Origin of the sequence: Embleya sp. NBC_00896, from assembly GCF_045207785.1 — a bacterium.
Classification (GTDB): Bacteria; Actinomycetota; Actinomycetes; order Streptomycetales; family Streptomycetaceae; genus Embleya.
Genome location: NZ_CP108777.1, coordinates 289354 through 311441, shown reverse-complemented (window position 1 = coordinate 311441; position 22088 = coordinate 289354). Strand labels below are relative to the sequence as shown.

Genomic DNA, 22088 nt, shown 5'->3' with positions numbered 1-22088 from the left:
CCGCAGAACGACCTCCGTTTCGAGGTCAACACGTTCTGGGTCATTTCGGACGTCGGACCGGCGGCTCACCGCGTTCCTTATGCTCGGAGACATGACTATTCAGCGGATGGACAACGTCGCCATCGTCGTCGACGACCTGGACGCGGCTGTCGAGTTCTTCACCGAGCTCGGCATGGAGCTTGAAGGCAAGGGGCAGATCGAAGGCCTTTTCGCGGACCGTACCGTCGGACTCGACGGCGTCCGGAGCGACATCGCGATGATGCGGACCCCGGACGGCCACAGCAAGCTGGAGCTGACCAAGTACCACACCCCCGTGGCGTCCAGCGCCGAGCCGGAGAACCCTCCGCCCAACACCTTGGGCCTGCATCGCGTCATGTTCGCCGTCGACGACATCGACGACACCATCGCCCGCCTGCGCGCCCACGGCGCCGAACTCCTCGGCGAGGTGGCGCAGTACGAGAGCATCTTCCGGCTCTGCTACCTCCGCGGCCCCGCGGGCATCATCGTCGCTCTGGCCGAACAGATCGGCTGACGCGAGCCTGCCGCGCGGGGCGGTGCATCAGCGACGCGCGAACGGATCGCATGAGCATGCCGATACGACCGTTCTTCGCTCGACGCGACCCATGAGGGTCGTGGATGCCGGAATGAAGGCATCCACCGCGTTCGAGCAGGTGGCCACGACGGCGTCGAAGTCGCGGAAGAGATTTCCGAGTTCGCGCCGCCGGCCGTTTTCGTCGCGGTCGGCGGGGTCGTACGGGGCGATGGGGTGACGCGTCGGGTCGTCGAGGTCGCCCCGGTCGCCGGGCGGGAGCGGGGCCGGCCATACTCTCGCTCATGAAACCCGGACGCTCGTTCGCCCTGCTGATCGGCGCGCTCACGCTGATCACCGCGTGCACCTCGGACAAGTCCTCGCCGTCGGCGGCCGACCCGAAGAGCACGCCGCCGTCGGTCGCACCGCCGGCCGCGCCGGCCTCCTCTCCCGACGCGGCGGAGTCGGCGTCCCCGACTCCGATCCTCGCCGTCGACCCGAACAACCCGAATCGGCCGAACCTGCCCGACCTCCAGGGGCGTTGGTGGGCATGGGTGGCCAAGAGCACGAGCGCCACGAATCCGCTCGCCGACCCGAACGGCGGGCAGTGCGCTCGCAATCAGGGGACCACCGCGTGGTACCTCGCGGGCACCTCCGAGGGCGCGGCGATCCGGCGCTGCCGCATGGTCACCCTGGCCCCGATCGCGTTCCCGGTGGTGAACATGAAGGGCACACAGGCGGACTGCGCCATGTTCATGGCCGACGCGAAGGGCTCGGTCGAGTTGGACGGCAAGCAGATCCGGCCGGACCGGTTCGACGCCGCGCCGATCCACTTCACCGGCGTCGAGGGCAACCCGATCACGGGCAATGCCGAGGAGGTGAAAACCTACGCGTGCGGCCTGTGGGTGCAGTTGGCCCCGCTCGTCGAGGGCACCCACACACTTGCCATCCGCGGCTCCTCGGGCGCGTCGACGAGCGTCGTCGACTACACCCTGGTCGTCACCGCGCGCTGACCGGCGGTCGGTGGGCGCGCAGGGCGGTGATGTGTGTCGCGGGGGACGGGGCCACCGAAGCGGAGTCGGTCGTAGTCGGTGAAATCCGGCTCCAGGGCATCGAGATCGTCGACCAGGGCAGCCGGTCAGCCGGGCAGCCGGCAGTCCGAGTCGGCCGTCGGCCAAGACGGCGTCGATCGCGGCGACCGGTTCGCCCTTGTGTCGGATGGTGGTCGCGGACACCGTGCGCAGGCATTCGTCCGGCTGCGTCGCGCTTTGCCGGCGGGTGCGTGGGGCCTGGATGTGCCGCCCGCATCGTGGCGGACTCCGATGCGGACGACTTCGACTGAGCTGGTCGAAGAGGAGAAATCCGACCCAGGCCACACAGCTCGGCCGGCCGGCGAACTCGGCGCGCGCTGCTCGGACACGCAAGGTGCCGCTCTAGAGGCCCGGTGCCCCCCATACCGGGAACCAGCGAGCCAGGTCCTTTTCCACGCGCAGATCGTCCCGTACGGCCGCCGACACTTCGAGTTCCAAGGCGCTGTCGCGTTTGTCGTGCGCGCCGGGGACCGGTGCGAAGGGATAGAAGGTGCCACGCTTGTACAGGTAGACCAACGCCAGGCTGCGGCCGTCGTCGTGGTGGAAGGCCACCAGGGAGCACAGCAGCTGCGGACCGAAGCCGGAGCCCTCCAAGGCAGAGTTGACCGCGTGCAGGTCGGTGACCAGTGAGCCGATGTCGTCGGGGGCGCCACAGGCGACCAGCCACGTGTACCCGTACGTGTCGCGGGTCTGCGTAAGGTCGCCCAACAATTGCTTCACGTCGTCGCGTACCGCGTCGAACGCGCCGCCCTCGACCGACGCGAAGCACACCGAGCCGCTGCCGGTGGGGGTGAACCCGGCCGCGGCTTGGAGGGTGATCGCCGCCGACGGCAGTCCGAAGAGTTGGTCCAAGTCGGCCCGTACGGGCTTGTCGCGGCCGAGGAGGATGTCGAGGAAGCCCATCAGGCGGCCCGACCCAGTTCACCGGAGATGCGAGCGAGCTGCTCCAGGCGCCGTTCCAGGGTGGGGTGCGTGGCGAAGATGTTCGCCAGGCTCTCCTTGTTCGCGATCGCCGGCGCGAAGAAGAACGCGTTGAACGGCTCGGCCTTGCGTAGATCGCGTGTGGGGATCTTTGCCATCTGACCGCTGACCTTGGTCAACGCCGAGGCGAGCGCGGAGGGCCGGCCGGTGAGGAACGCCGCCGAGCGGTCCGCCGACAGTTCGCGGTAGCGGGACAGGGTGCGGATCAGCACAAAGCTGAGCGCGTACACGACCACGCTCGCCGCCGTGACCACGAGCATCACCACCGCCGTGTTCTGGTCGTTGCCGCGCCGGTTGAAGCCGCCGAACAGGCCGAACTGGATGCCGAACCGGGTCAACAGGCCGGCCAGAACGCCCAGGAACGACGCGATCGTCATCACCACGACGTCCCTGTGCGCGACGTGCGACAACTCATGGGCCACGACACCTTCGAGCTCTGCGGGTTCGAGGCGCCGCATCAGGCCGGTGGTTGCGCACACGACGACGTTCTTGCTGTTGCGGCCCGTCGCGAACGCATTGGGTACGTCGCTGTCCGCAATCGCCACCTTGGGCTTGGGCATGTCGGCCAGCGCGCACAGGCGATCGATGGCGCCGTGCAGCTCGGGCGCCTGTTCGGGGGTGACCTCACGGGCACCCATCGCGAACATGGCGATGCGGTCGCTGAACCAGAACTGGGCGATGAACACACTGCCGACCAAGATCACCGCGAGCGGCCACATGCGGCCGAGGGCCACCACGAGTACACCGACGAACACGACGTACAACAGGCCGAGCACGAACATCGTCACCAGCATGCGGGCGACCAGGCCGCGATCGGCCACGAACCGGGTGCGGCCGTTGCTGACGGTACCTGCTCTGGGCATCGAACCCTCCTCGCGAGTGCCCGGACAAGTTCGGCGCTCGCTCGGACGCGAGTAAGCCTCGAAGCGGGCGAAAAGGCGCTCTTCTTCGATTCTGCCTCGCAAAACGCGGAAACAACGGAGCAACGGCGTCCGATCTGGATTCCGAGGCGGGAAGCGGGACGCCATCTCGATGTAGTGGCCACGCTTGGTGGGCCCAATGGTCGGTGCCCGGTCGCGGCGCTTGGCCAAAGTGACGGCAACAGACTCTGCATGCTTCGCGTGCATGGAGCCCGCCACCTGAAGCCTTCCGGGCCGCCAGACCCGAGATCGCTCGCCTCTTCCCGGACACCGGACCCGACGTCCACCTCGACCTGACCGACGCCGCCGAGACCCACACTTTCGACGCGTCCATCCGATGGGCCTGGACCGACACCGGCCCCGGCCCCGCCACCACCCGCACGTCGGCTGGGCGTTTCGGGGCACTCGGATGGCTGCCCGGCGATGGCCGTCACCGCAGGAAGGCGAGGGCCCGCCGAGGGTGCCGGACATCGTGACCAGGCCGGCCAGGACGGAAGGGGAGAGGTACACGTGCACGCGGACGTGTCGGCCGATCCGCAGGTCCAATCCCCGCGTCGGCGCGGGAACGCCGGCGGCGGTGGGGGTCGGGCGGGCGGGCTTGTTCTTGGCCATGGTCTGCTCCGAAGGGCTCGGTCCGGCGTGGTGCTGTCCTGGTTCGCGGACGCGAACCTGAATCCCAACGCCGCCCACAGGAAACTGCAGGAGGACCACTTCGAGGACGGGCGGATTCCCGGGCGCGCCACGATCTACGCCGTGTACGCCGGAGAGAGCAGCCTGACCTGTCGGCTGGTCCTCGCCTTCGCCGACATCAGCTCGCCCGACCGCAAGACCGAGGAGGAGCGACTCCACGACGCCGACGCGCTCCTGACCGAACTCGAAGCCTCGCCCGCCCCGGTGCCGAATCGACCCCCGCCCCCGCGCCGGTGGTCGACGACACGCTCCTGGACAGCACCGACGACTTCCTGGAAACGGTCCGTCGGGACCTTGCCGGGCACGAGGAAGCCGTACGAGCCCGCCTCCACGACCAGAGCGCACCGGTCCCCGCGCACGACGGCGGCCCGGACACCGTCACCACGGAATCCGCGCAACCGGCGCCACCGGTCTGGGACACGCGCGGATGGCGGCCTCCCGCGCCGACTTCGCGCGGCCCTGTACGGCGGGCGCCGTACGCGACGCGCTCAACGAGAGTTCCTCGCGCACAAAGCTGGACGTCGCGGCCAGGAGCGGGCGCCCGCTCTCGGACCGCGACGTGTTGCGGCTCGTCAGCTTCGAGAATGGTGAGCGGGTGCTGGGCGTCGTGGATCGGCTGGAGGCGGTCGGCGACCTCACGGCCCGGGACGAGGTGATCCGCGGCGGCTTCGAGGGGAACGGGAATCCCCTGGCGGGCCTTTATCCCGCCATGCGCCGTCTGCTCTGGCACGGGCGCTATCTGGACGCGATGCTTCTGCGATTCGACTTCGAGCGCGTCGCCGCCGGCGTCGACCTGCCCAGGGGCTGCCCCGACCCGTTCAAGGCCGCCGGCACCCTGGGGACCCCCGAACAGGTCATGGAGGTGCTGGACTTCCTGCGCGATCGCGACCGTCCACGGGACGCGCACGCCGTCGTGGCCGCGGTCACCCGACGGCGCGACCAACCTGTGACGGTTGTTCCGTTGGTTCTTCTCGCGCTGTCCGCGTTGAGTGTTTTCGCCCCGCTCACCCTTCGCGGCGGCCTACTTCAGACCATGTTCCTTGTCCTGATCCTGCTGTGCACCTCCACGAGCGCGGTATTACGACCAGGCCGGGTCCTCGTCAGTCAGCGAAGGCATCGCGTGTGGACGCAGGACCATGAGCGAGCCTTCCAAGGTCGCCACCATGGCAAAGGGGAACCGGTCGACCTCAAGACAGAGCGCGACGTCATCAGGATGGACTCCTTGGCGCACCCCCTCCGCCAGTTCGGCGGCGGCGCGCGACTCGGCAGCGCGGCGGAGGAACTCGGCAGCATACGTCCCACCCTCGGTAGCCCTCCGAGCGATGTATTGAGCACACGCCAGATCTTCATCGGCCTGCCCATCGTCGCCAGTGACCACGAACGTGACACTGTCACTCTCGCGCGTCCGCAAGAGCCGAGCCGTTGCCTCCGCCACCACGAAGCCGGCACACAGCACCAGCGGCGCATCCTTGACCGCAAGGGCGCCGACTGTCCCTGCCGTGGTTTTCTGCACAACGGTCCGTCCGCCAAGGTCAATGGACCGCAGCAGGCCCGGCGAGTTGACGGTGTCGAACCCGGGCGCGGGCGGACCGTCCTTGAGCGCCACCCAATCCGGGTGGCGAGCCTTGAGCGCCAGGGCTTCGTCCAGCGACTCGGCAAGAACGATCTTTTCCGCCCCCTGGGCAAATGCCCAGGCAGCCACGGTGAAAGCACGCATGACGTCGACCACGACCGCCACGGACGGGTCTTCGACCAGATCGGCGATACCAAGGAAACGAGTGTCCATTCCGGTCATGATCGCGCATGCCCGACCCGAGGCACCCGGAGAGTGATAGGCATCGCATCGACGGTCTCGGAATGCACCACCTCCGGCTGCCTGCGCGCCACAACCCGGCCAGGGGCGGGTTCGTGGAGACAACGAAAGACCCCGCCTCTATGGTGGACCGATGGCGTCGATCAAGCAGTTCCAAGTCACCTTCGACTGCGCAGAACCTGAGCGCGTCGCTCGTTTCTGGTGCGAGGTATTGGGGTACGTCGTACCGCCGCCACCGGAGGGGTTTGCTACTTGGGACGATTTCGATCGCGCGCTGCCGCCTGAGCGTCAGGGTTCGGCGTTCGCTTGCATTGATCCCTCAGGTGTGGGCCCGCGACTGTTCTTCCAGCGCGTTCCCGAAGGCAGGGTCGTCAAGAATCGGGTGCATCTTGACGTGCGGGTCGGCACCGGGCTCGTGGGTGAAGAGCGCCTGGCCGCACTTGAGGCCGAATGCGCACGACTGGTCGCGCTCGGCGCGGTACGCGTGCGACTACTGCCGGCCGATGGCGTCAACGAGTCGTGCATCCCGATGCAGGACATCGAGGGCAACGAGTTCTGTCTCGACTGAGTGGCCGCGAACGTGGCACCTTCGCGAATCGACAAGGGCGGCCGGCCGCCCGCATTCGACCGCGAGGACTGCAAGGCCCGTCACGCGGTCGAATGCGGCATCAACCGGCCTGAAAAGGAACCGTGCCGTGGCGACCGGGTACGACAGGCTCGCCGTTCCATTCGAAAGCCACCAGCGCCATCGCCATCATCGGCGAATGGCTGCGATCGAGATCAGCTTTGTTCTCCATGCCAACCGGCGCAGGGCATGACCTCGAATCCCCGGCTGGGGAAGACGGCATCCATGAAAAAGTCGTGCATTGCCGCATCACCGTCGGCGCAACCGTCACGCAGCACGGTCACCTGGTAGCCACGGTCCGCCGCGTCGTAGCACGTCGCAGCCACCATTGCGCTGGTCGCGACTCCGGCGATCGCGAGAGTGCTGACGCCGTTCGCGCGGAGGACAACGTCAAGATCTGTGCCGGCGAACGCGCTGGCGCGGCGTTTCACCACGACGACGTCCGCGTCGGCGACCGGCAGAGCGATTTCGGTTCCGGTCGATCCCTCGTGGAAGGTGTCCCCGGCTTCGTAGAACGTCCTGAAGAGTGCGTTGTCCGGTGGCAAGTCGGCCCCGTTGACCCGGAAGGCGAAGTGCACGAACACAACGAGGGCACCGGCCGCGCGGGCACGCGGCAGCAGTTCGGTGAGCGGCGGCACGACACGCCTGGCGAACGGGTAGCTCCTCGTGATGCCCTGCTGGATGTCGCCGATGATCAGTGCGGTGGTCACGACAGGCTCCCGTCCAGTCTTTCCATCCAGCGCCCTGTAGTCAGCAAGACGGCTGTTCCGGCGGCTGCCATGGTGAATGGCGATGGCCAACTGTGCGTAGGTGAAGCTACCAGTCGCGGTCGCAATGGTCCTGGTGAGGTCTTCAGGTGGGGCGCTTGGCCATGATGACCAGGCCCGGCCCGACTTGCTCATCTGCGGGGAGCCGAAGTTCGGCGACCGGGCGCAGTCCAGCCTGCTCGATCAGGTCCACGAGCTGTTCCGGCCGCCACTTGTGCGTGGTCCAATTAACGGGCACTCCTCCGTATGCCTCGGTGCGCACCGCGTCTTCGTCGCCGACGTGTGTTGCGGTGATGAAGTGGCCGCCTGGCTTCAGGGCGCGCGCGAACAGGGCAAGAACCTGAGGAAGGACGTCGCGGGGGAGGTTGAACAGTGACCACCACCCGAGCACGCCGCCAAGGGACGCTTCTCCAAGGTCGAGGTCGGTGGCAGAGGCGACGCTGAAGCGGCATTGCGGATGAAGACGGCGCGCGTTTTCGATCATGCGGGACGAGAGATCGACTCCGGACACGTCGAGTCCGCGTTCGGCGAGGTAGGCGGTCACCGTTCCGGGCCCGCAGCCGACGTCGAGGACAGGCCCAAGCCCGCTCACCGTGTCAGCGAAGGCGTCGATTGATGCCTTGAGCCATGGATGGCTACGGATGTCACCGACTCCCGTCGTCACCACCATGTGGGCGTAGTTGTCAGCCACCCGGTCATAGGACTCACGGACCACGTCGAGATCTGCTGGGCGGTCAATGTGGTGTGCGCGCATCAGCCAACGATAGGACTGCGGTCGTGGTTCACCCCCACCCCCTCGCCCGACAAGCGGCAACGGCCCGACGGACGAACCGACGGGCCGTCACGAAGGATCGAGGCGAGGCCGACACCCCTCGAAGGCCGCATCCGATCATGCGCCTTCGGATCGTGTCAGCCGACCTTCATTCGGCGAACCCCGGCCGCCGCCTGCTCCGTCAGCCGATTCCGTAGATCAGGCTCAAGCGGCCATCCGAAAGCTGCTCGACCTTCCGTAGTTCGAGCCCACGACGACGCTCCGCCGTGGCAAAGAGCGCCTTTCCCTCACCGACGCGGCGCAGGCGGCGGCTGGCGGCATCATCGTCGAGACCGGACCAAAGTAGGCAACGGTCACGACAAGGCCGACGAGCGGCGAACTGGTTGGTTGATGCGCGGGTGTCCGAAGTGGGGGTTCGCGTAGAACGGATCTCCCGTCGGGTCGTACATCGAGATCCGCTCTGATCGTTGCGGTCGTGTAGGAGGATGCGATGTTCTTGGGCGTTCGACAGCCTCGGCCCTCGTGCGGTCGGGGATCGGTTGTGAATCGGGGGCGTGATGGAGCTGTTGAGCACGGGGGATCCGCAGCAGGTGGGGCGGTTTCGGCTGGTCGGCGTGTTGGGGTCGGGCGGGATGGGACGGGTGTTCCTCGGGCGGGCCCCGGACGGGGCCGCGGCGGCCGTGAAGGTGGTGCACCCGTACCTGTTGAACGGTGACGAGACCGAGTTCCGGCGTAGGTTCGTCCGAGAGGTGGAGGCGGCGCAGCGGGTGGGTGCGGCGTTCACCGCGCCGGTGCTGGACGCCGATCCGCATGCGGAGCTCCCGTGGCTGGCAACGGAGTTCGTGCCGGGGATCACGCTGAGCGAGGCGGTGACGCGGTTCGGGCCGTTGCCGGAGGCGTCGTTGCTCGCGCTGGGCGCGGGTCTGTTCGCCGCGCTGGCCGGGATCCATGGAGCCGGTCTGGTGCACCGGGACATCAAGCCGTCCAACATCATGCTGGACGTCGACGGTCCCAAGGTCATCGACTTCGGGATCGCGCGGCCGGCCGGCGCGACCGGCCTGACCCGGACGGGCCAGACCGTGGGGACGATGGGCTTCATGTCGCCGGAGCAGTTCGAACGCTCGGATGTCGGGCCGGAGAGCGACGTGTTCTCCGCCGGTGCGGTCCTGGCCTATGCGGCCACCGGCCGCCCGCCGTTCCCCGGGGACAACCTGCCGGTGCTGTTCGCCAACCTCACCACACGCCCACCCGACCTCGACGGCCTCCCCGCCGCTCTCGCGCCCCTTGTCGAGGCCGCCCTCGCGAAGCACCCCGCCGCCCGACCTTCCGCCGAGGCCGCTCGCGCGCTCGTCCCCGCCCCGCCCACGCACATCGGCGCGGACACCGGATGGCTGCCACCCGCCGTCACCCACGCCATCCTGCGCGCCGCGGCCACCGCGCTGCGGGCCCCGGGAGTGGAACCCGCGTACGACAACGCCGCCACCGCCACCATCGCGCCCTCGCCAGTGATACCCGGGAACGCGGCTGTGCCTCCCGCTGTCGTACCGCCCGCAGCGGCCGGCACCTCGGAACCGGCTCCCGCACGCCGGTCTCCGGCACGACCTGCCGAGCCCAAGGTCACCACCGGCGGAGTGTGGTTGGCCGTCGCCGGTGTGCTGTTCGGGGCAGCGATGCTGTTGGTCACCTTCGGGGGATCCGCCGTCGGCACGGACTCGGCGGACGAGAAGCTCAAATGGTGCAGCGTCGCCCTCTGCTTGGGCACCTACCCATTGGGGGCGGGCCTGAGGGACCTGTTCCGGCTCCGGCTGCCGGCCAAGACCGCTTCCAGGATCGGTGACGCCGTGGCCTTGGCCGCCTCACTGCCTGTGGTGCTGTCCATCGTGTTGTAGCCGCCGTGGCGGTCCGGACCGTCCGGGCGCCCGGAATCGAGCAGGCGGGCTACGCGTCGCAGATCTGGCCGGCCGCGAAGCTCCACGTACTGCACGCGGCCCCGGCTGCTGCCGCGACTGCCCAATGACGAGAGCAACATCAAGGAACTCATCGGCAAGCAGATCGACGCGTTAGGGCGGCTGAAGGTCAAGCGCCGCGAGTACGTCGACAAGGGGTGCGACAAGATCGAGTGGTTGAACGAGAAGCACGCCACCGAGGCTGAGCGGAGGGCGCACCATGAGGGCGCCGTTGCGGATCTCGAAAAACAGATCGCCAATCAAAGGGACGTCCTGAGCAGGCTATGAAAGAGGCATTGGGCTTGGGTCGCGCTGTGGAGGAGGCTTGGGCGGACGTCCCTGCCCCACCCCTCGTGGACCTGCGACTCACCGGTTGGAACCGGACCCAGAAGGAGGCTGACGCCTTCGTTGATGTGGAGCCCATGGAGGTCGACATCGACTCCGTGGGCTTCCTCGCGGCCACGCCCCTCCTTGACCTGCCCCCGCAGGCCGCCGCGGCCTATCTCGGCAGCTTTCTGCGCGCTTTGATGTTGAGCCTCCACGAGCAGAAAGTGGTGGGGTTCTTCGAGGATCCGCTGACGAGGGCCCATATCATCACCTGCTTGAAGGACCGGCGCTTCTGGGACGAGGTGATCGGGCCTTACCTGTCGGGGAAGCGCCTGGAGGTCCTCCTGGAGGTGATCGATTACCTGGTGCAGGAACGGAAGGATCTAGCACTTGATGCCGAGGACGTCAGGACGCTTCGGGCGCGCGTGTCCAGTTTCCTGCAGGGGTGATGACTCGCTTTTCCATGTGTGTTTCAAATACGTGGCACGGTTGAACGCGCGGACGGTCACCTGATCGTGCTCAACCCAGCGCATTGGGCGAGAGTTTTCACGCGGCTGCGGTAAGTTCCGCGACGTGGCGTGGACGGACCAGCCATTTCGACTCAACACCCGCGGACCGTACAGGTACGAGGTCAATGACCGGTCGTGCGCAAGCGAGGTCGGACCGGATGTCGGCGCCGAGGTCGTGGTCCGGGTCGGCGTGTGCGCTGTGGAGTCCGGTGTGCCAGAAGCGGCCGGCGACAGCGTGTTCGACCTGGTCGAAGCGGTGCCAGGCGATGGCCGGGGACAGGCCGGCGGCCAACAGGTGCAGGCGCCGGCCGATGTCGGCGCTGTAGCGGGTGTCGGTGACCAACGCGGTGACGGTGTGGTGCGCCCAAGGGCAGTTGCGCCTGCGGGCCCGGTAACCAGTGCGGCCAGGTGTGGACGTCGCCGTCGTCGGGAGAGAGATCGAGGGCCTCGGCGAGCGGAGTCGGGATTTCGCACAGGGCTCCACGCCGGCCTCCCACTTCCACACGAGCGACTTCATGCAGTGCCCGCTGCCGGTTGCGGTCGTACTCATGAGCCCCGACCTCATGGGCCCGACGTACGGGCAGGTTCGGACACCGCCGAGGCCGCTTTCCGTCCCCCGGATCCGGTGAAGGCGCCAAGGCCGTGCGGTCGAATGTGTGGCGCAAACCGCTGCGGCATCTGGGAAGTTGCCGCACCCGCCAGTAACATCCGACTCGCTCGCGCACCGCCGCCGTGCCCGACTTCCGCCTGTCCCACGGGCCGTTTCCGTACATCCGCGTCTCCGAAAGGTCTGTGTATGCGCCTTCGCTTCCGAGCGTCGCCGGCTCTCGCCGTCGCCGCATTCCTGTGCACCTTCAGCGCGATCCCCGCCCAGGCCCATCCGGGCGGTGGGGGAGGTGGCCCGGCGCCGGACCGGGTGACCGTGGGAGACCGCACGTATATCGCCGACGACCGCGGCCGGGCGACCCAGTGGCGGGGCTTCGACCTCTCCGACAAGGGCCATCGCGGCGCCGAGGCGTTCGCCGACATCCACGAGTCGGATCTGCGCGAGATGGCCGCGCGCGGCTTCAACCTCGCGCGCCTCGCCTTCTTCTGGGACGACCTCGAACCCACCCAGGGTCGGTACGACCGCACCTATCTCGCCAAGATGCGCCGCATCCTCGACTGGGCCGACCGCTACGGTGTCAAGGTCGTCCTCGACGCGCATCAGGACATCTACGGCCCGCACTTCGGCGCGCGCGGCATCCCCGACTGGGCCACGCGCGACGAGGGTCTGCCGTTCGAGCCGACACCCGGCGACTGGTTCTCGGGATACTTCGAGCCGTCCGTACAAGCGGCGTTCGACCACCTGTACAAGGACAGCGACCTGCGCGCCGCCCACGCCCGTATGTGGATGACCGTCGCAGCGACACTCGGACGGCACCCGGCGCTGCTCGGCTACGACCTGATGAACGAGCCGTTCGGCAAGTTCCTCGAAGGCGAGGACCTGCCGACCGCCGCGAGCCGCTTCGAGGCCACTCAGCTGACCGACCTGTGGAACCGCCTCGCCGATGCCGTACGCCTCGTCGACCGCAGGTCCTGGGTCTTCGTCGAACCCACGGTCATCGTCGGCCTGGGCGTCCCAACCGCCCTCGGTCACATCGACGACCCGCATGCCGCCTACATGCCGCACTTCTACGAGACCGCGATGGAATCCGGCGCCGACTACGACCCGAACGGCACCTTCATCGCCGCCTACGAGGCGGCTATCAGCGACTACCCGACCCGCAAGCGCATGCCGGTCATCGTCGGCGAGTGGGGCACGAGCCCGGCCATCCCGCACGCCGCGCAGTTCATCAACGACATGACCGCTGCCATGTCCCGCTTCTCCAGCGGCTGGACGTGGTGGCAGTGGTGCCGGGGCAACCACGGCTACTGCAACCTCGACCCGAGCGGGAACTGGCGTCCCAACGCCGAACTCCTCAGTCAGCCGTACGCGTCCGCCATCGCCGGCAACCCGCTGACATCCACCTACGACCCGGCGACCCGCACCTACCGCCTCACCTTCACCACGCGTCAAAACGCCGACGGACCCACCGAGATCGCCGTCCCGAAAAGCGTCTATCCACACGGCTACCACGTCAAGATCGACGGCCCCAGGGCAAGTTGGGACGACCGAGGCCGGACGGTCAAGGTCACCACGCGCGGCCGCCAGGGCACCACGTACACGGTCACCATCACGCCGTAGGGCGCCCAGTCGTCGGCGCCCGAAACCGGCGCCGACGACTACCCCACGCTCTTGCCCGCGGACGTGGCGCGCCGCCGCAGGAGATCCAGGAACGCCTACCCACCCGCACCGCGACGATGGCGAGTCCGACGGCGGTCCCGGGGCACGGTCACACCACGGGGCGGGCCGTGCGCGGGTGGGATGCGGGGGTGGGAGCCCGGTCGGTGATGGCGGTGAGCGTTTCGCGCGTCGCGGCGACCTTGGCGGATCCCAGGCGCGCGGCCAGGGCCTTTTCGAAGGCCTGGTGGAAGTCGTGTCCGGCGGCCATGAGTTCGCGGCTGCGGGCGGTCAGTACGAGCCGCTTCACGCGGCGGTCGTTCGCGTCGGGCACCCGTTCCACGTAGCCGGCCGCGACCATGTCCTCGACCGTCTTGGCCGCGCCTTGGTGGGTGATGCGCAGTCGGTTCGCGAGCTGGCTGGTGGTCAGGGGCTCGTCGGCGAGGGCCTTGAACGCGTACCCGAAGGTCTGCCGGACGTCCGTGAAGCCCGCTTGTCCGAGGTGTTCGTGCAACTCGCCCACCATCTGCTGGTACGCCTGCGCGAGCAAAACGCCGAAGTCGGCATCGGGGTTCATTCCATCTCCTCTGTGGCGCTGGGCGGATCGGGCGAGCCGGCGGTTGGCGCCGTGCACCTGAGCGCTTGACGCGGACACCGGAGAAGTGTACAACTTCGGTTGTATTACAACCTTGGTTGTACAACCCGAGTAGAGGAATATCCTTGCCGATCATCCGTAGCACCGATGCCCCCACCTTCACCATGGGCCACGCCACCTTCACCGGCTTCGCCGCTCCCAGCCGCGGCGCGAAGGAGACCTGCGTGTGGCGCACCCGCCTCCAGCCCGGCGCGGCACCGGCCGAGCACTCGTTCAGCAACGAAGAAGTGCTGGTCGCCGTGGCCGGCGCCGCCGTCGCGTCCCTCGACGGCGTCGAACACCACATCGCCGCCGGCGACGCGGTCATCGTCCCGGCGGGAACACTGTTCAGCCTCGCCAACCCGCACGGCGAGCCGTTCGAAGCCATCGTCGCGCTTCCCGTGGGTGCCGTCGCGTACATGGGCGGCGAAGAGCTGGTCCCGCCGCCGGCCCGCTGAAGCCGACGCCGCACAGCCGGGCCCCTACCGCCGGCACCCCGACGCACCCCCACCGCCGGCGCGCGTGCAGCCGACACCAACAAGCCCTGACGCGCGCCCGCTTCACCCGTTCCCATCGTTCACTCGTGCACCGCAGACAGAAGCAGACAGAAACGGAACCCCACATCCGCATGCGCAAGCTCGTGTACTACATCGCGTCCACCCTCGACGGTTTCATCGCGGGGCCGGACGGAGGCGACCCCACCGGCCCGGACGGCTTCTGGTCGATCCCCGAGGACTACCTTCGGCACATCATCACCGAGTACCCGGAAACCCTGCCCGCCCCGGCCCGTGCCGCACTGTCCGTCACGGCCGACGGCACACATTTCGACACCGTCGTCGAAGGACGGCGGACCTACGAGATCGGCCTCCGGGTCGGCGTGGCCAACGCCTACCCGCACCTGCGGCACCTGGTGTTCTCCCGTACCTTGACCGAGAGCCCGGACCCGGCCGTGGAACTGGTCGCCGGCGATCCGGCAGCGACGGTACGGCAGTTGAAACAGGAGGACGGCAAGGACATCTGGCTGATCGGCGGTGCCGAACTGGCCGGCGCGCTGTACTCCGAGATCGACCAGCTCGTCATCAAGCTGAGCCCGACGACCATCGGCACCGGGATCCCGCTCTTCTCCCACAAGGCGGCATTCGACCCGTGCGGCTGGGAACTCACCGACCACACCGTCCTGAAGTCCGGGGCAGCCTTTCTCACCTACGCCCGCAGAACCCTCACGGCGTAAAGGCCAGGCCGTTCCGCGGTGATCAGCGTGCGGACCACAGCGGACGGTACAAAGACAAAGGCAAGGAGATCAACCACTCCTTGCCACTTACAACTTATAGCGCATGGGGGGACTTGCAGCAAGACCCGGGTCATGCCGCACAATCAGCGGACAAGGCCAGGACCTGCGTAAACGGGGATTTGTAATGATCGATGTAATCGTTGCCGGTGGTGGACCGACCGGGTTGATGCTGGCCGCCGAACTGCGGCTGCACGGCGTGCACGTGGTCGTGCTGGAGAAGTTGACCGAGCCGACCGGGCAGTCCCGCGGGCAGGGCCTGCACGCGCGCAGCGTCGAGGTGATGGACCAGCGTGGTCTGCAGGAGCGGTTCCTCGCGGTGAGTGAGAAGTTCCAGGTCGGTGGTCTCTTCGGCGGCATCGCCAAGCCGTGGCCGGACCGGTTGGACACGGCGCACCCGTACGGCCTCGCCACTCCGCAGCCGGTCACCGAGCGGCTGCTCAACGAGCGTGCCCTCGAACTCGGTGCCGAGATCCGGCGCGGCTGCGAAGTGGTCGGACTGAGCCAGGACGAGGACGGGGTGACCGTCGAGTTGGCGGACGGCACGCACCTGCGCTCGCGCTACGTCGTCGGGTGCGACGGGGCCCGCAGTGCGGTGCGCAAGGCGCTCGGCGTCGGTTTCCCCGGCGAGCCCGCCAAGGTCGAGACGCTGCTGGGCGACATGGCGGTGACGGAGGATCCGGCGACGATTGCCGCCATCGTCGAGGAGGTCCGCAAGACCCAACTGCGGTTCGGCGTCGCCCCCGCCGGGGACGGGAACGAGGGGCTGTACCGCATCGTCGTGCCCGCCGAGGGCGTGGCCGAGGACCGTGCGAGCGCGCCGACCCTGGAGGAGTTCAAGCAGCAGCTGCGGGCGTTCGCGGGCACCGACTTCGGCGCGCACTCGCCGCGCTGGCTGTCCCGCTTCGGCGACGCCACCCGGCAGGCCGAGCGCTACCGGGTCGGCCGGGTGCTGCTGGCCGGGGACGCGGCGCACATCCACCCGCCGACCGGTGGGCAGGGGCTCAACCTGGGCGTGCAGGACGCGTTCAACCTCGGCTGGAAACTGGCCGCCGCGGTCGACGGCTGGGCGCCGGAGGGACTGCTGGACAGTTACCACACCGAACGGCACCCGGTGGGCGCTCGCGTATTGGAGAACACCCGCGCGCAGATCACGCTGCTGGGCACCGATCCGGGTGCGACCGCGCTGCGGGAGCTGTTCTCGAAGCTGATGGACTTCGAGGAGGTGAACCGGTACGTCACCGAGATCATCACCGCGATCGGGGTCCGCTACGACTTCGGCGAGGGCCACGAACTGCTCGGCCGGCGGATGCGGGACGTGAAGCTGAAGCGGGGTCGCCTGTACGAGCTGATGCACGGCGGCCGCGGGCTGCTGCTCGACCAGACCGGGCGGCTGTCGGTGGCGGGCTGGGCGGATCGGGTCGACCACGTCGTCGACGTCAGCGAGGAACTGGACGTGCCCGCGGTGCTGCTGCGGCCGGACGGCCACGTGGCGTGGGTCGGTGAGGATCAGCAGGATCTGCTCAGCCGGCTGCCCGAGTGGTTCGGCGCCGCCACCGGCTGAGCGCGCGGTCGCAGCCCGAAAGGGCGGGGCCTTGGTCGAGACGCCGGAGTGGCTGCTGGAGAGCCGCGAGCGCACGGCCGAGGCCCCGGCCTTGCCGACTTCGACGCCTACCGGACCCGGCACGAGAAGCAGGAGTTCACCCGCAACCACCAAGCCCGCAACCACCAAGCCCGCTACCGCGACGCACGCCTGCCGGCGGCTCGATCGCCGGAACCCTCATTGGATCTGCACCCGTCCCGGATCCTCAAGATCCTCAAGATCCACGTCATGAGTGTCCAAGATCCGGGGTCGAGGCCCCCGCGGGTGTCGACCGGAGGGCCGCACCGGCCCCGAACAGGCGCTCCTCCACTTGCTGGAGACCGGCGCGTACGGCGCCGAGCGCGACGGACTCGTCGCCGAGGCTTGAGGCTTGCACCTCCGGCGGGAACAGGCACAGGTCTGCCAGGTGGCGGCGGACCGGTTCGACGATGGCATCGCCGGCCCGGGAGATGCCGCCGCCGACGACGACAAGCGTCGGGTCGAGGGTCATCGACATGACGGCGACTCCGGTGGCCAGGTCGCGGGCGAAGCGGTCGACGAGTTCGCGCGCCTGGGCGTTGCCGTCGCGCAGATCGGTGAAGACCCGTAGCGTCGCGTCGCCCGTCGCGCCGTCGCCGTCGGGGACGTAGGACAACAGCCGGCGGTAGCTGTTCTCCCAGTCCAGGAGGCTGAGGGTGCCGATCTCCCCGGCTGCGCCGCGGCTGCCGCGGTAGGGCTTGCCGTCGATGAGGATGGCGGCGCCCATGCGATGGCCGGCGTGGATGTACAGCAGGTCGGGGACGTTGGCAGCGACGCCTTGCCACTGCTCGGCCAGGGCGGCCATGCGCATGTCGTTCTCGGCGCTCACGGTTCCGTCGACTGTGCCCGGTCCCAGGATCCGGATGAGTTCTTCGGCGACGTTCAGCCCCGTCCACTCCGGCAACGCGTTGGCCAAGACGACCCGGCCTTGGGCGTCGATGACCCCCGGGGAGGCGATCACGGCTGCCAGTAGGCGACTGTCGTCGCGGGAGGGGTCGGCGGCCAGACACGCGGCGACTGTTCCGTTGATCGCCGCCAGGCGCTCTTTGGCGGGCAGGGCTGGATCGACGTCGGTTCGCCGGACCGAGGTCACGGCGCCGCGCAGGTCCGCCGCTATCGCGAGGATCTTGTGGGCGCCGACGTCCACGCCCAGGACCCGCCCTGCGGCGGCGTTGAACTCGTACCTCTTGGCCGGCCGCCCCGGCTGCCGGACCTCGGTCGGCTCCGGTGGCGCGGACTCGACGGCCCAAGCCTGGGCCACGAGCTCGACGACACCCTCCTCGCAGGTCGGCCGGGACAAGCCGGTGGCCTGGGCGAGCCCGGTGACCGTCTGGGGCTCGCCCTCGTACATCGTGCGCAGCATCGTCGCCAGATTCCGCCTGCGCAGCGCCGACGGGTCCCCACCCTTGATCCGCATACTGGCCCTTCCTCGGTTCCGGCCCGATCGTTCCGCGTGCCCTGTGGCACCGCACGGTAACGCGGCATTGAATTCTCTCCTTCTGATGTTAAACAAGTTTTATTATCTATTCAAGTTGGACCGTGGAAGGACGACGCGTCAGTTTGATGATCGTGTCGATCGGGTCACGGACGGCCTGGTGGACGTCGACCAGTCGGCCTCCGGGTCGCTGTGCCCGTAGGAGTCGAACCACAGGACGTCGACGGTTCCGTAGCCGGTGAGCAGTTCATCGCGGCCGAACGGGCTCTCCGGCGCCACCAGTCGAGCGCGGTCGAGGTGGCGCGCCAGGGCAATGCCGCGGGCAGCGGGTCGTACCCGGCTTGGGCGCCGGTGAACTGCGTGCCGTACTTCTCGATCTCTTCGGTCATCGTCTGATCCCCAGAGGTGCTATGGCCGGGGCCGCCGTCGTGGCGTGAGTCGTGGGCGGCGTCCGTGGTCGGGTGCCGGGAGGCGCAGATGTCGGCCGGACCCCTTGACAGAGCACCGCAGCGGGCCATTGAATCCTCCTCAACTCAACTGGAATGTTAAACAACCCTTGTTATCTATTCAAGTCACTGTGGAAGGAGAGCTCCGTGAGACGCAAGCTGATATCGCTGGCTACCTCAGGCCTGGCGGCGGCCCTTGTCCTGTCGGGCTGTACGGCCGGCGGCAGCAGTGCCGAATCGTCCGGTGGAGGCGGCGGCAAGGGGAAGGTCACGCTCACGTTCCTGACGTTCGAGACGCCGAACCTGACGGCCAAGTACTGGGACGACGCGATCGCCCGTGTCTCGGCCAAGGTGCCCGGCGTGACGATCAAGAAGCTGGTCTCGCCCACGGTGGACCGGGACGGCTACGCCAAGCAGCTCGCCGCGTCCGGGCAGCTGCCGGACATCATGATCGCGGTGAAGCCGAACGCGTTCGCGCAGGCCGGGAAGCTCGCGCCGTGGAGCGACGCGCAGCTGTCGGACTTCCTGTTCCCGCATTCCAACGCCATCGGCGGGAAGGTCTACCAGCTCCCGTACAACAGCCAGCCGGCGCCGGTCGTGTACTACAACAAGGCCGACTTCGCCCAGGCGGGAATCGCCGCGCCGCCCAAGACCTACCAGGAGTTGCTCGACGCCTCGGCGAAGCTGAAAGCGAAGGGCATCAACCCGTTCGTGGTCGGCGGCGGCGGCAAGGACACCTGGGCCGACACGTACCCGCTGGTCGGGGCGGTGGGCACGGACGTGTACAAGCAGAACCCCGACTGGCTGGCGCAGAAGGGGGCCGGCACGGCGAAGTTCACCGATCCGGTGTTCGTCAAGGCCGCGGACAAGGTCGCAAGCCTGGCCAAGGCCGGATACATCGACAAAGCCGGGCTGTCGCGGTCCTACGCCGACACCGAGCAGGCCTTCCGCGACCACAAGGGCGCGATGTACCCGATGGGCTCGTGGTTCGCCTCCTCGGCCGACAGCAGGAAGCCGGGCTTCGACGTCGGCGTGTTCCCCTGGCCCTCCGACGACGGCTCGATGGCGCTGCCGGTCGTCACCGGCGGCGGCATGTCAGTGAGCTCCAAGGCACCCGACGTCGCGCTGGCGCAGCAGTGGGCGCTGGCGTTCATGCTCGACAAGACCTTCCTGGACAGCTCCGTGCTTGCCGACGGCTCGATCATCGCGCTCAAGAACTACACGCCGCCGACCGACACCGGGCCGGTCTACAACGACGTGCTGCGGTTGTACCAGGACGCGGTGAAGGCCGACGGCGTCGTGAACGCCTTCTCCAGCGAGAGCGGTGACGGCTCGATGCCGCCGGGGCTGTCGGACAAGACCGCTGCCGGCGCCGCGGACCTGATCAGCGGAAGGAAGTCGGGATCCGATTTCGCCTCGTTCCTGGACAGCGAGTGGGCCAAGGCCATGCAGTAGCCGCCGACTCGCGCACAGACCCCGCCGGGGGTCGGCAGGCGCCTGGCCAACGTCCGCCGACCCCGCACACCAGGAACGCGACCCATGAGTCCATCGGACGTCCGAAGCGAAAGATGAGAGCCATGTCCGCCACACTCGCACCACCAGGGACCGGCAAACAGGGCACACCCAAGTCCGGCGTCACTCGCCGTCCATCGCGCCGGCTGTCCAAAGCGCTGAAATTCCTGACGTTCGGCGTCCCCGGCCTGGTCGTCTATGTGGCGTTCGTTCTGGTGCCGATCGCGATGACAGTCGGCGTCAGCATGACCAACCGCAACCTGGAACGCCCGCCGACCAGGTGGGTCGGCTTCGACAACTACCGTCGCCTGGCCGACGACTCCGCCTTCACCGGCGCGTTGAAGAACACGATCGTCCTCACTGTGATCGTGACGGTCGCGGCGAATGTCGGCGGCTTGCTGATCGCGCTGCTGCTGGACCGGCGCGGCTGGCTGTACAACGCGCTGCGCTCGGTGTTCTTCACCCCCGTGGTGCTGTCCGGGGTCGTGGTCTCGGTGATCTGGGGGGCGATCCTGACCGACGACGGCCTGCTCAACTCGATGCTGCGCGACCTGGGCCTGCACCACCCGCCGGGCTGGCTGTCCGATCCGGACATCGCCTTGTACTCGGTGGCGTTCATCATGATCTGGCAGATGCTCGGATTCTGCGTCGTGGTCTACCTGGCCGGCCTGCAGGCCGTGCCGGCCGAGTTGCACGAGGCCGCCGCCATCGACGGGGCCGGGGTGCTGGCCCGGTTCCGCAACGTCACCTGGCCGATGCTGGCCCCCGCGCTCACCATCAACACCGTCATGGCGCTGATCGGCGGGTTCAAGACCTACGACCAGATCCAGGTGATCACCAACGGCGGGCCCGGCATCGGCACCACCTCCACGATCGCCTTCGAGGTGGTCCAGACGACGTTCACCGGCAACCGCATCGGGTACGGCGCGGCGATGGCCACCGTCATGCTCGCCGTCATCGCCGTGATCTCCGTGATCGCGCTCCGCATCCTGCAGCGCCGGGAGGTCACGCTGTGAACAGGCCTTCGAACTTCGCATGGTTCCGTCCGGTCGCGGCGCTGTTCGTCGCCTCCGTGTTCTTCCTCCCGCTCTACCTGGTCCTGGTCAACGTCTTCAAGCCCGGCGGCGACATCACCGAGCACCCGGTGAGCCTGCCGATCCCGCCGACGCTGTCCTCGATCGACCAGGTGCTGTCCCGGCCGGACCACCTGTTCTGGTACGGCCTGGTCAACAGCGTCGAGGTCACCGCCTTGTCCATCACCGTCCTGACGGTCATCTCCGCGATGCTCGGGCACTACCTGGCCCGCGCCAAGGGCGCCTGGGCCAAGGGCGTCATGGTGATGCTGCTGTGCGGGCTGATGATTCCGCCGGCGGTGATCCTCGAGCCGGTCACCGAGGTGCTGCGCGCGGTCGGGCTGATGACGACCGTTCCCGGCCTGGTCCTGGTGAACGTCGGCTATTACGTCCCGTTCGGGGTGTTCGTGTTCGCCGGCTTCGTCAAGACCATCCCGATCGATCTGGAGGAGGCCGCCGCTCTGGACGGCGCGGGCAGCCTGCGGGTGTTCTGGCAGGTCGTCTTCCCGCTGATGCGCCCGGCGTCGGCCTCGGTCCTGATCTTCCTCGGCGTGTGGATCTGGAACGACTTCCTGAACCCCCTGATCATCCTGGGGCCGGCCGACGGCACCACCGTCACCGTCGGCATCTACCGGGCGATCGGCGAGCACCAAAGCGACTTCGGCGCGGTCTTCGCCCTGATGTTCCTGGTCACCCTGCCGATCCTGATCTTCTACCTGGCGTTCCAGAGCCACTTCGTCAAGGGCCTGGTCGGCGGCGCCACCAAGGGATGACCCGCACGCCGGCCGACCACTGCATCGTCGATCCCAACGCAGAGGGGCGACCAAGGGATGCCCGCCCCGCCTC

At 68.3% G+C, this 22088-nt stretch carries 21 protein-coding genes and 1 pseudogene; 13 read left to right on the top strand and 9 right to left on the bottom strand.

From position 1 onward, the window contains the following. Positions 1-91 precede the first annotated feature (91 nt). Positions 92-532, top strand: coding sequence for a VOC family protein (locus OG928_RS34620; RefSeq protein ID WP_331765955.1), 441 nt, complete (start codon positions 92-94; stop codon positions 530-532). 302 nt (positions 533-834) lie between these two features. After that, on the top strand, positions 835-1542 hold the full coding sequence (locus OG928_RS34615; protein ID WP_331765954.1) for a signal protein: 708 nt from the start codon (positions 835-837) through the stop codon (positions 1540-1542). Between the two features lie 420 nt (positions 1543-1962). Here the strand turns inward: OG928_RS34615 and OG928_RS34610 are convergent, their stop codons facing one another. The 3 genes from OG928_RS34610 to OG928_RS34600 form a co-directional block, all read right to left on the bottom strand. Next, entirely contained in the window at positions 1963-2523 is a 561-nt protein-coding gene (locus OG928_RS34610) for a PspA-associated protein PspAB (RefSeq protein ID WP_331765953.1), read from the bottom strand. Beyond that, positions 2523-3464, bottom strand: coding sequence for a zinc metalloprotease HtpX (htpX, locus tag OG928_RS34605; protein ID WP_331765952.1), 942 nt, complete (start codon positions 3462-3464; stop codon positions 2523-2525). The genes OG928_RS34610 and htpX overlap by 1 nt, the downstream gene beginning before the upstream one ends. 1825 nt (positions 3465-5289) lie before the next feature. Continuing rightward, the gene (locus tag OG928_RS34600; RefSeq protein WP_331768215.1) at positions 5290-5997 is read right to left on the bottom strand and encodes a 2-phosphosulfolactate phosphatase; all 708 of its coding nucleotides are present in this window, start codon (positions 5995-5997) and stop codon (positions 5290-5292) included. Between the two features lie 160 nt (positions 5998-6157). Between OG928_RS34600 and OG928_RS34595 the strand changes: the two genes are divergently transcribed. Both OG928_RS34595 and OG928_RS34590 read left to right on the top strand, forming a co-directional pair. Then, complete coding sequence (locus tag OG928_RS34595) at positions 6158-6592, top strand: VOC family protein (protein ID WP_331765951.1); 435 nt, start codon at positions 6158-6160, stop codon at positions 6590-6592. 33 nt (positions 6593-6625) lie between these two features. Further along, positions 6626-6795, top strand: a pseudogene (locus OG928_RS34590) (IS5/IS1182 family transposase); the annotation flags it as partial. A 9-nt stretch (positions 6796-6804) separates the two neighbouring features. Here OG928_RS34590 and OG928_RS34585 read toward each other — a convergent pair. Next, positions 6805-7359: an isochorismatase family cysteine hydrolase gene (locus OG928_RS34585; protein ID WP_331765950.1), complete on the bottom strand. Its 555-nt coding sequence runs from the start codon at positions 7357-7359 to the stop codon at positions 6805-6807. Positions 7360-7501: 142 nt separating this feature from the next. Further along, on the bottom strand, positions 7502-8170 hold the full coding sequence (locus OG928_RS34580) for a class I SAM-dependent methyltransferase (protein WP_331765949.1): 669 nt from the start codon (positions 8168-8170) through the stop codon (positions 7502-7504). A 575-nt stretch (positions 8171-8745) separates the two neighbouring features. Between OG928_RS34580 and OG928_RS34575 the strand changes: the two genes are divergently transcribed. Together OG928_RS34575 and OG928_RS34570 are read left to right on the top strand one after the other, a co-directional pair. Further along, entirely contained in the window at positions 8746-10077 is a 1332-nt protein-coding gene (locus tag OG928_RS34575; protein ID WP_331768214.1) for a protein kinase domain-containing protein, read from the top strand. Between the two features lie 410 nt (positions 10078-10487). Continuing rightward, positions 10488-10910: a hypothetical protein gene (locus tag OG928_RS34570; RefSeq protein WP_406291466.1), complete on the top strand. Its 423-nt coding sequence runs from the start codon at positions 10488-10490 to the stop codon at positions 10908-10910. A gap of 97 nt (positions 10911-11007) precedes the next feature. Here the strand turns inward: OG928_RS34570 and OG928_RS34565 are convergent, their stop codons facing one another. Beyond that, complete coding sequence (locus OG928_RS34565) at positions 11008-11520, bottom strand: hypothetical protein (protein WP_331765947.1); 513 nt, start codon at positions 11518-11520, stop codon at positions 11008-11010. A 246-nt stretch (positions 11521-11766) separates the two neighbouring features. Between OG928_RS34565 and OG928_RS34560 the strand changes: the two genes are divergently transcribed. Further along, positions 11767-13197, top strand: coding sequence for a cellulase family glycosylhydrolase (locus OG928_RS34560; RefSeq protein ID WP_331765946.1), 1431 nt, complete (start codon positions 11767-11769; stop codon positions 13195-13197). Between the two features lie 148 nt (positions 13198-13345). On the opposite strand, the gene OG928_RS34555 is transcribed toward OG928_RS34560, so the two are convergent. Beyond that, on the bottom strand, positions 13346-13810 hold the full coding sequence (locus OG928_RS34555) for a MarR family winged helix-turn-helix transcriptional regulator (protein WP_331765945.1): 465 nt from the start codon (positions 13808-13810) through the stop codon (positions 13346-13348). 143 nt (positions 13811-13953) lie between these two features. Between OG928_RS34555 and OG928_RS34550 the strand changes: the two genes are divergently transcribed. The 3 genes from OG928_RS34550 to rox all read left to right on the top strand — a co-directional run bounded on the left by OG928_RS34550 (position 13954) and on the right by rox (position 16719). Continuing rightward, entirely contained in the window at positions 13954-14325 is a 372-nt protein-coding gene (locus OG928_RS34550; RefSeq protein WP_331765944.1) for a cupin domain-containing protein, read from the top strand. Positions 14326-14495: 170 nt separating this feature from the next. Continuing rightward, a complete protein-coding gene (locus OG928_RS34545; protein ID WP_331765943.1) occupies positions 14496-15098 on the top strand; it encodes a dihydrofolate reductase family protein in 603 nt (200 codons plus the stop codon). Between the two features lie 184 nt (positions 15099-15282). Beyond that, on the top strand, positions 15283-16719 hold the full coding sequence (gene rox / locus OG928_RS34540) for a rifampin monooxygenase (RefSeq protein ID WP_331765942.1): 1437 nt from the start codon (positions 15283-15285) through the stop codon (positions 16717-16719). 265 nt (positions 16720-16984) lie between these two features. Here the strand turns inward: rox and OG928_RS34535 are convergent, their stop codons facing one another. Both OG928_RS34535 and OG928_RS34530 read right to left on the bottom strand, forming a co-directional pair. After that, positions 16985-18193 (bottom strand): ROK family protein, encoded by a 1209-nt coding sequence (locus OG928_RS34535; protein ID WP_331765941.1) that lies wholly within the window; start codon positions 18191-18193, stop codon positions 16985-16987. A 138-nt stretch (positions 18194-18331) separates the two neighbouring features. Beyond that, positions 18332-18490, bottom strand: a complete 159-nt coding sequence (locus tag OG928_RS34530) for a hypothetical protein (protein WP_406291462.1) — start codon at positions 18488-18490, stop codon at positions 18332-18334. Between the two features lie 314 nt (positions 18491-18804). Here OG928_RS34530 and OG928_RS34525 point away from each other — a divergent pair, with 314 nt between their 5' ends. From OG928_RS34525 to OG928_RS34515, 3 genes are all read left to right on the top strand, one after another. After that, the gene (locus tag OG928_RS34525; protein WP_331765939.1) at positions 18805-20112 is read left to right on the top strand and encodes an extracellular solute-binding protein; all 1308 of its coding nucleotides are present in this window, start codon (positions 18805-18807) and stop codon (positions 20110-20112) included. 122 nt (positions 20113-20234) lie between these two features. Then, positions 20235-21185, top strand: coding sequence for a sugar ABC transporter permease (locus OG928_RS34520; RefSeq protein ID WP_331765938.1), 951 nt, complete (start codon positions 20235-20237; stop codon positions 21183-21185). After that, positions 21182-22015: a carbohydrate ABC transporter permease gene (locus OG928_RS34515; protein WP_331765937.1), complete on the top strand. Its 834-nt coding sequence runs from the start codon at positions 21182-21184 to the stop codon at positions 22013-22015. Before OG928_RS34520 ends, OG928_RS34515 begins: the two co-directional genes overlap by 4 nt. The last annotated feature ends 73 nt before the right edge of the window (positions 22016-22088 follow it).

Bases quoted from the DNA above. Each gene is read 5' to 3' on its own strand.
- OG928_RS34520 (WP_331765938.1), top strand. From the start codon at position 20,235: ATGTCCGCCACACTCGCACCACCAGGGACCGGCAAACAGGGCACACCC.
- OG928_RS34535 (WP_331765941.1), bottom strand. From the start codon at position 18,193: ATGCGGATCAAGGGTGGGGACCCGTCGGCGCTGCGCAGGCGGAATCTG.
- OG928_RS34595 (WP_331765951.1), top strand. From the start codon at position 6,158: ATGGCGTCGATCAAGCAGTTCCAAGTCACCTTCGACTGCGCAGAACCT.
- OG928_RS34545 (WP_331765943.1), top strand. From the start codon at position 14,496: ATGCGCAAGCTCGTGTACTACATCGCGTCCACCCTCGACGGTTTCATC.
- OG928_RS34575 (WP_331768214.1), top strand. From the start codon at position 8,746: ATGGAGCTGTTGAGCACGGGGGATCCGCAGCAGGTGGGGCGGTTTCGG.
- OG928_RS34600 (WP_331768215.1), bottom strand. From the start codon at position 5,997: ATGGACACTCGTTTCCTTGGTATCGCCGATCTGGTCGAAGACCCGTCC.
- OG928_RS34610 (WP_331765953.1), bottom strand. From the start codon at position 2,523: ATGGGCTTCCTCGACATCCTCCTCGGCCGCGACAAGCCCGTACGGGCC.
- rox (WP_331765942.1), top strand. From the start codon at position 15,283: ATGATCGATGTAATCGTTGCCGGTGGTGGACCGACCGGGTTGATGCTG.
- OG928_RS34560 (WP_331765946.1), top strand. From the start codon at position 11,767: ATGCGCCTTCGCTTCCGAGCGTCGCCGGCTCTCGCCGTCGCCGCATTC.
- OG928_RS34620 (WP_331765955.1), top strand. From the start codon at position 92: ATGACTATTCAGCGGATGGACAACGTCGCCATCGTCGTCGACGACCTG.
- OG928_RS34580 (WP_331765949.1), bottom strand. From the start codon at position 8,170: ATGCGCGCACACCACATTGACCGCCCAGCAGATCTCGACGTGGTCCGT.
- OG928_RS34615 (WP_331765954.1), top strand. From the start codon at position 835: ATGAAACCCGGACGCTCGTTCGCCCTGCTGATCGGCGCGCTCACGCTG.
- OG928_RS34555 (WP_331765945.1), bottom strand. From the start codon at position 13,810: ATGAACCCCGATGCCGACTTCGGCGTTTTGCTCGCGCAGGCGTACCAG.
- OG928_RS34565 (WP_331765947.1), bottom strand. From the start codon at position 11,520: ATGAGTACGACCGCAACCGGCAGCGGGCACTGCATGAAGTCGCTCGTG.
- htpX (WP_331765952.1), bottom strand. From the start codon at position 3,464: ATGCCCAGAGCAGGTACCGTCAGCAACGGCCGCACCCGGTTCGTGGCC.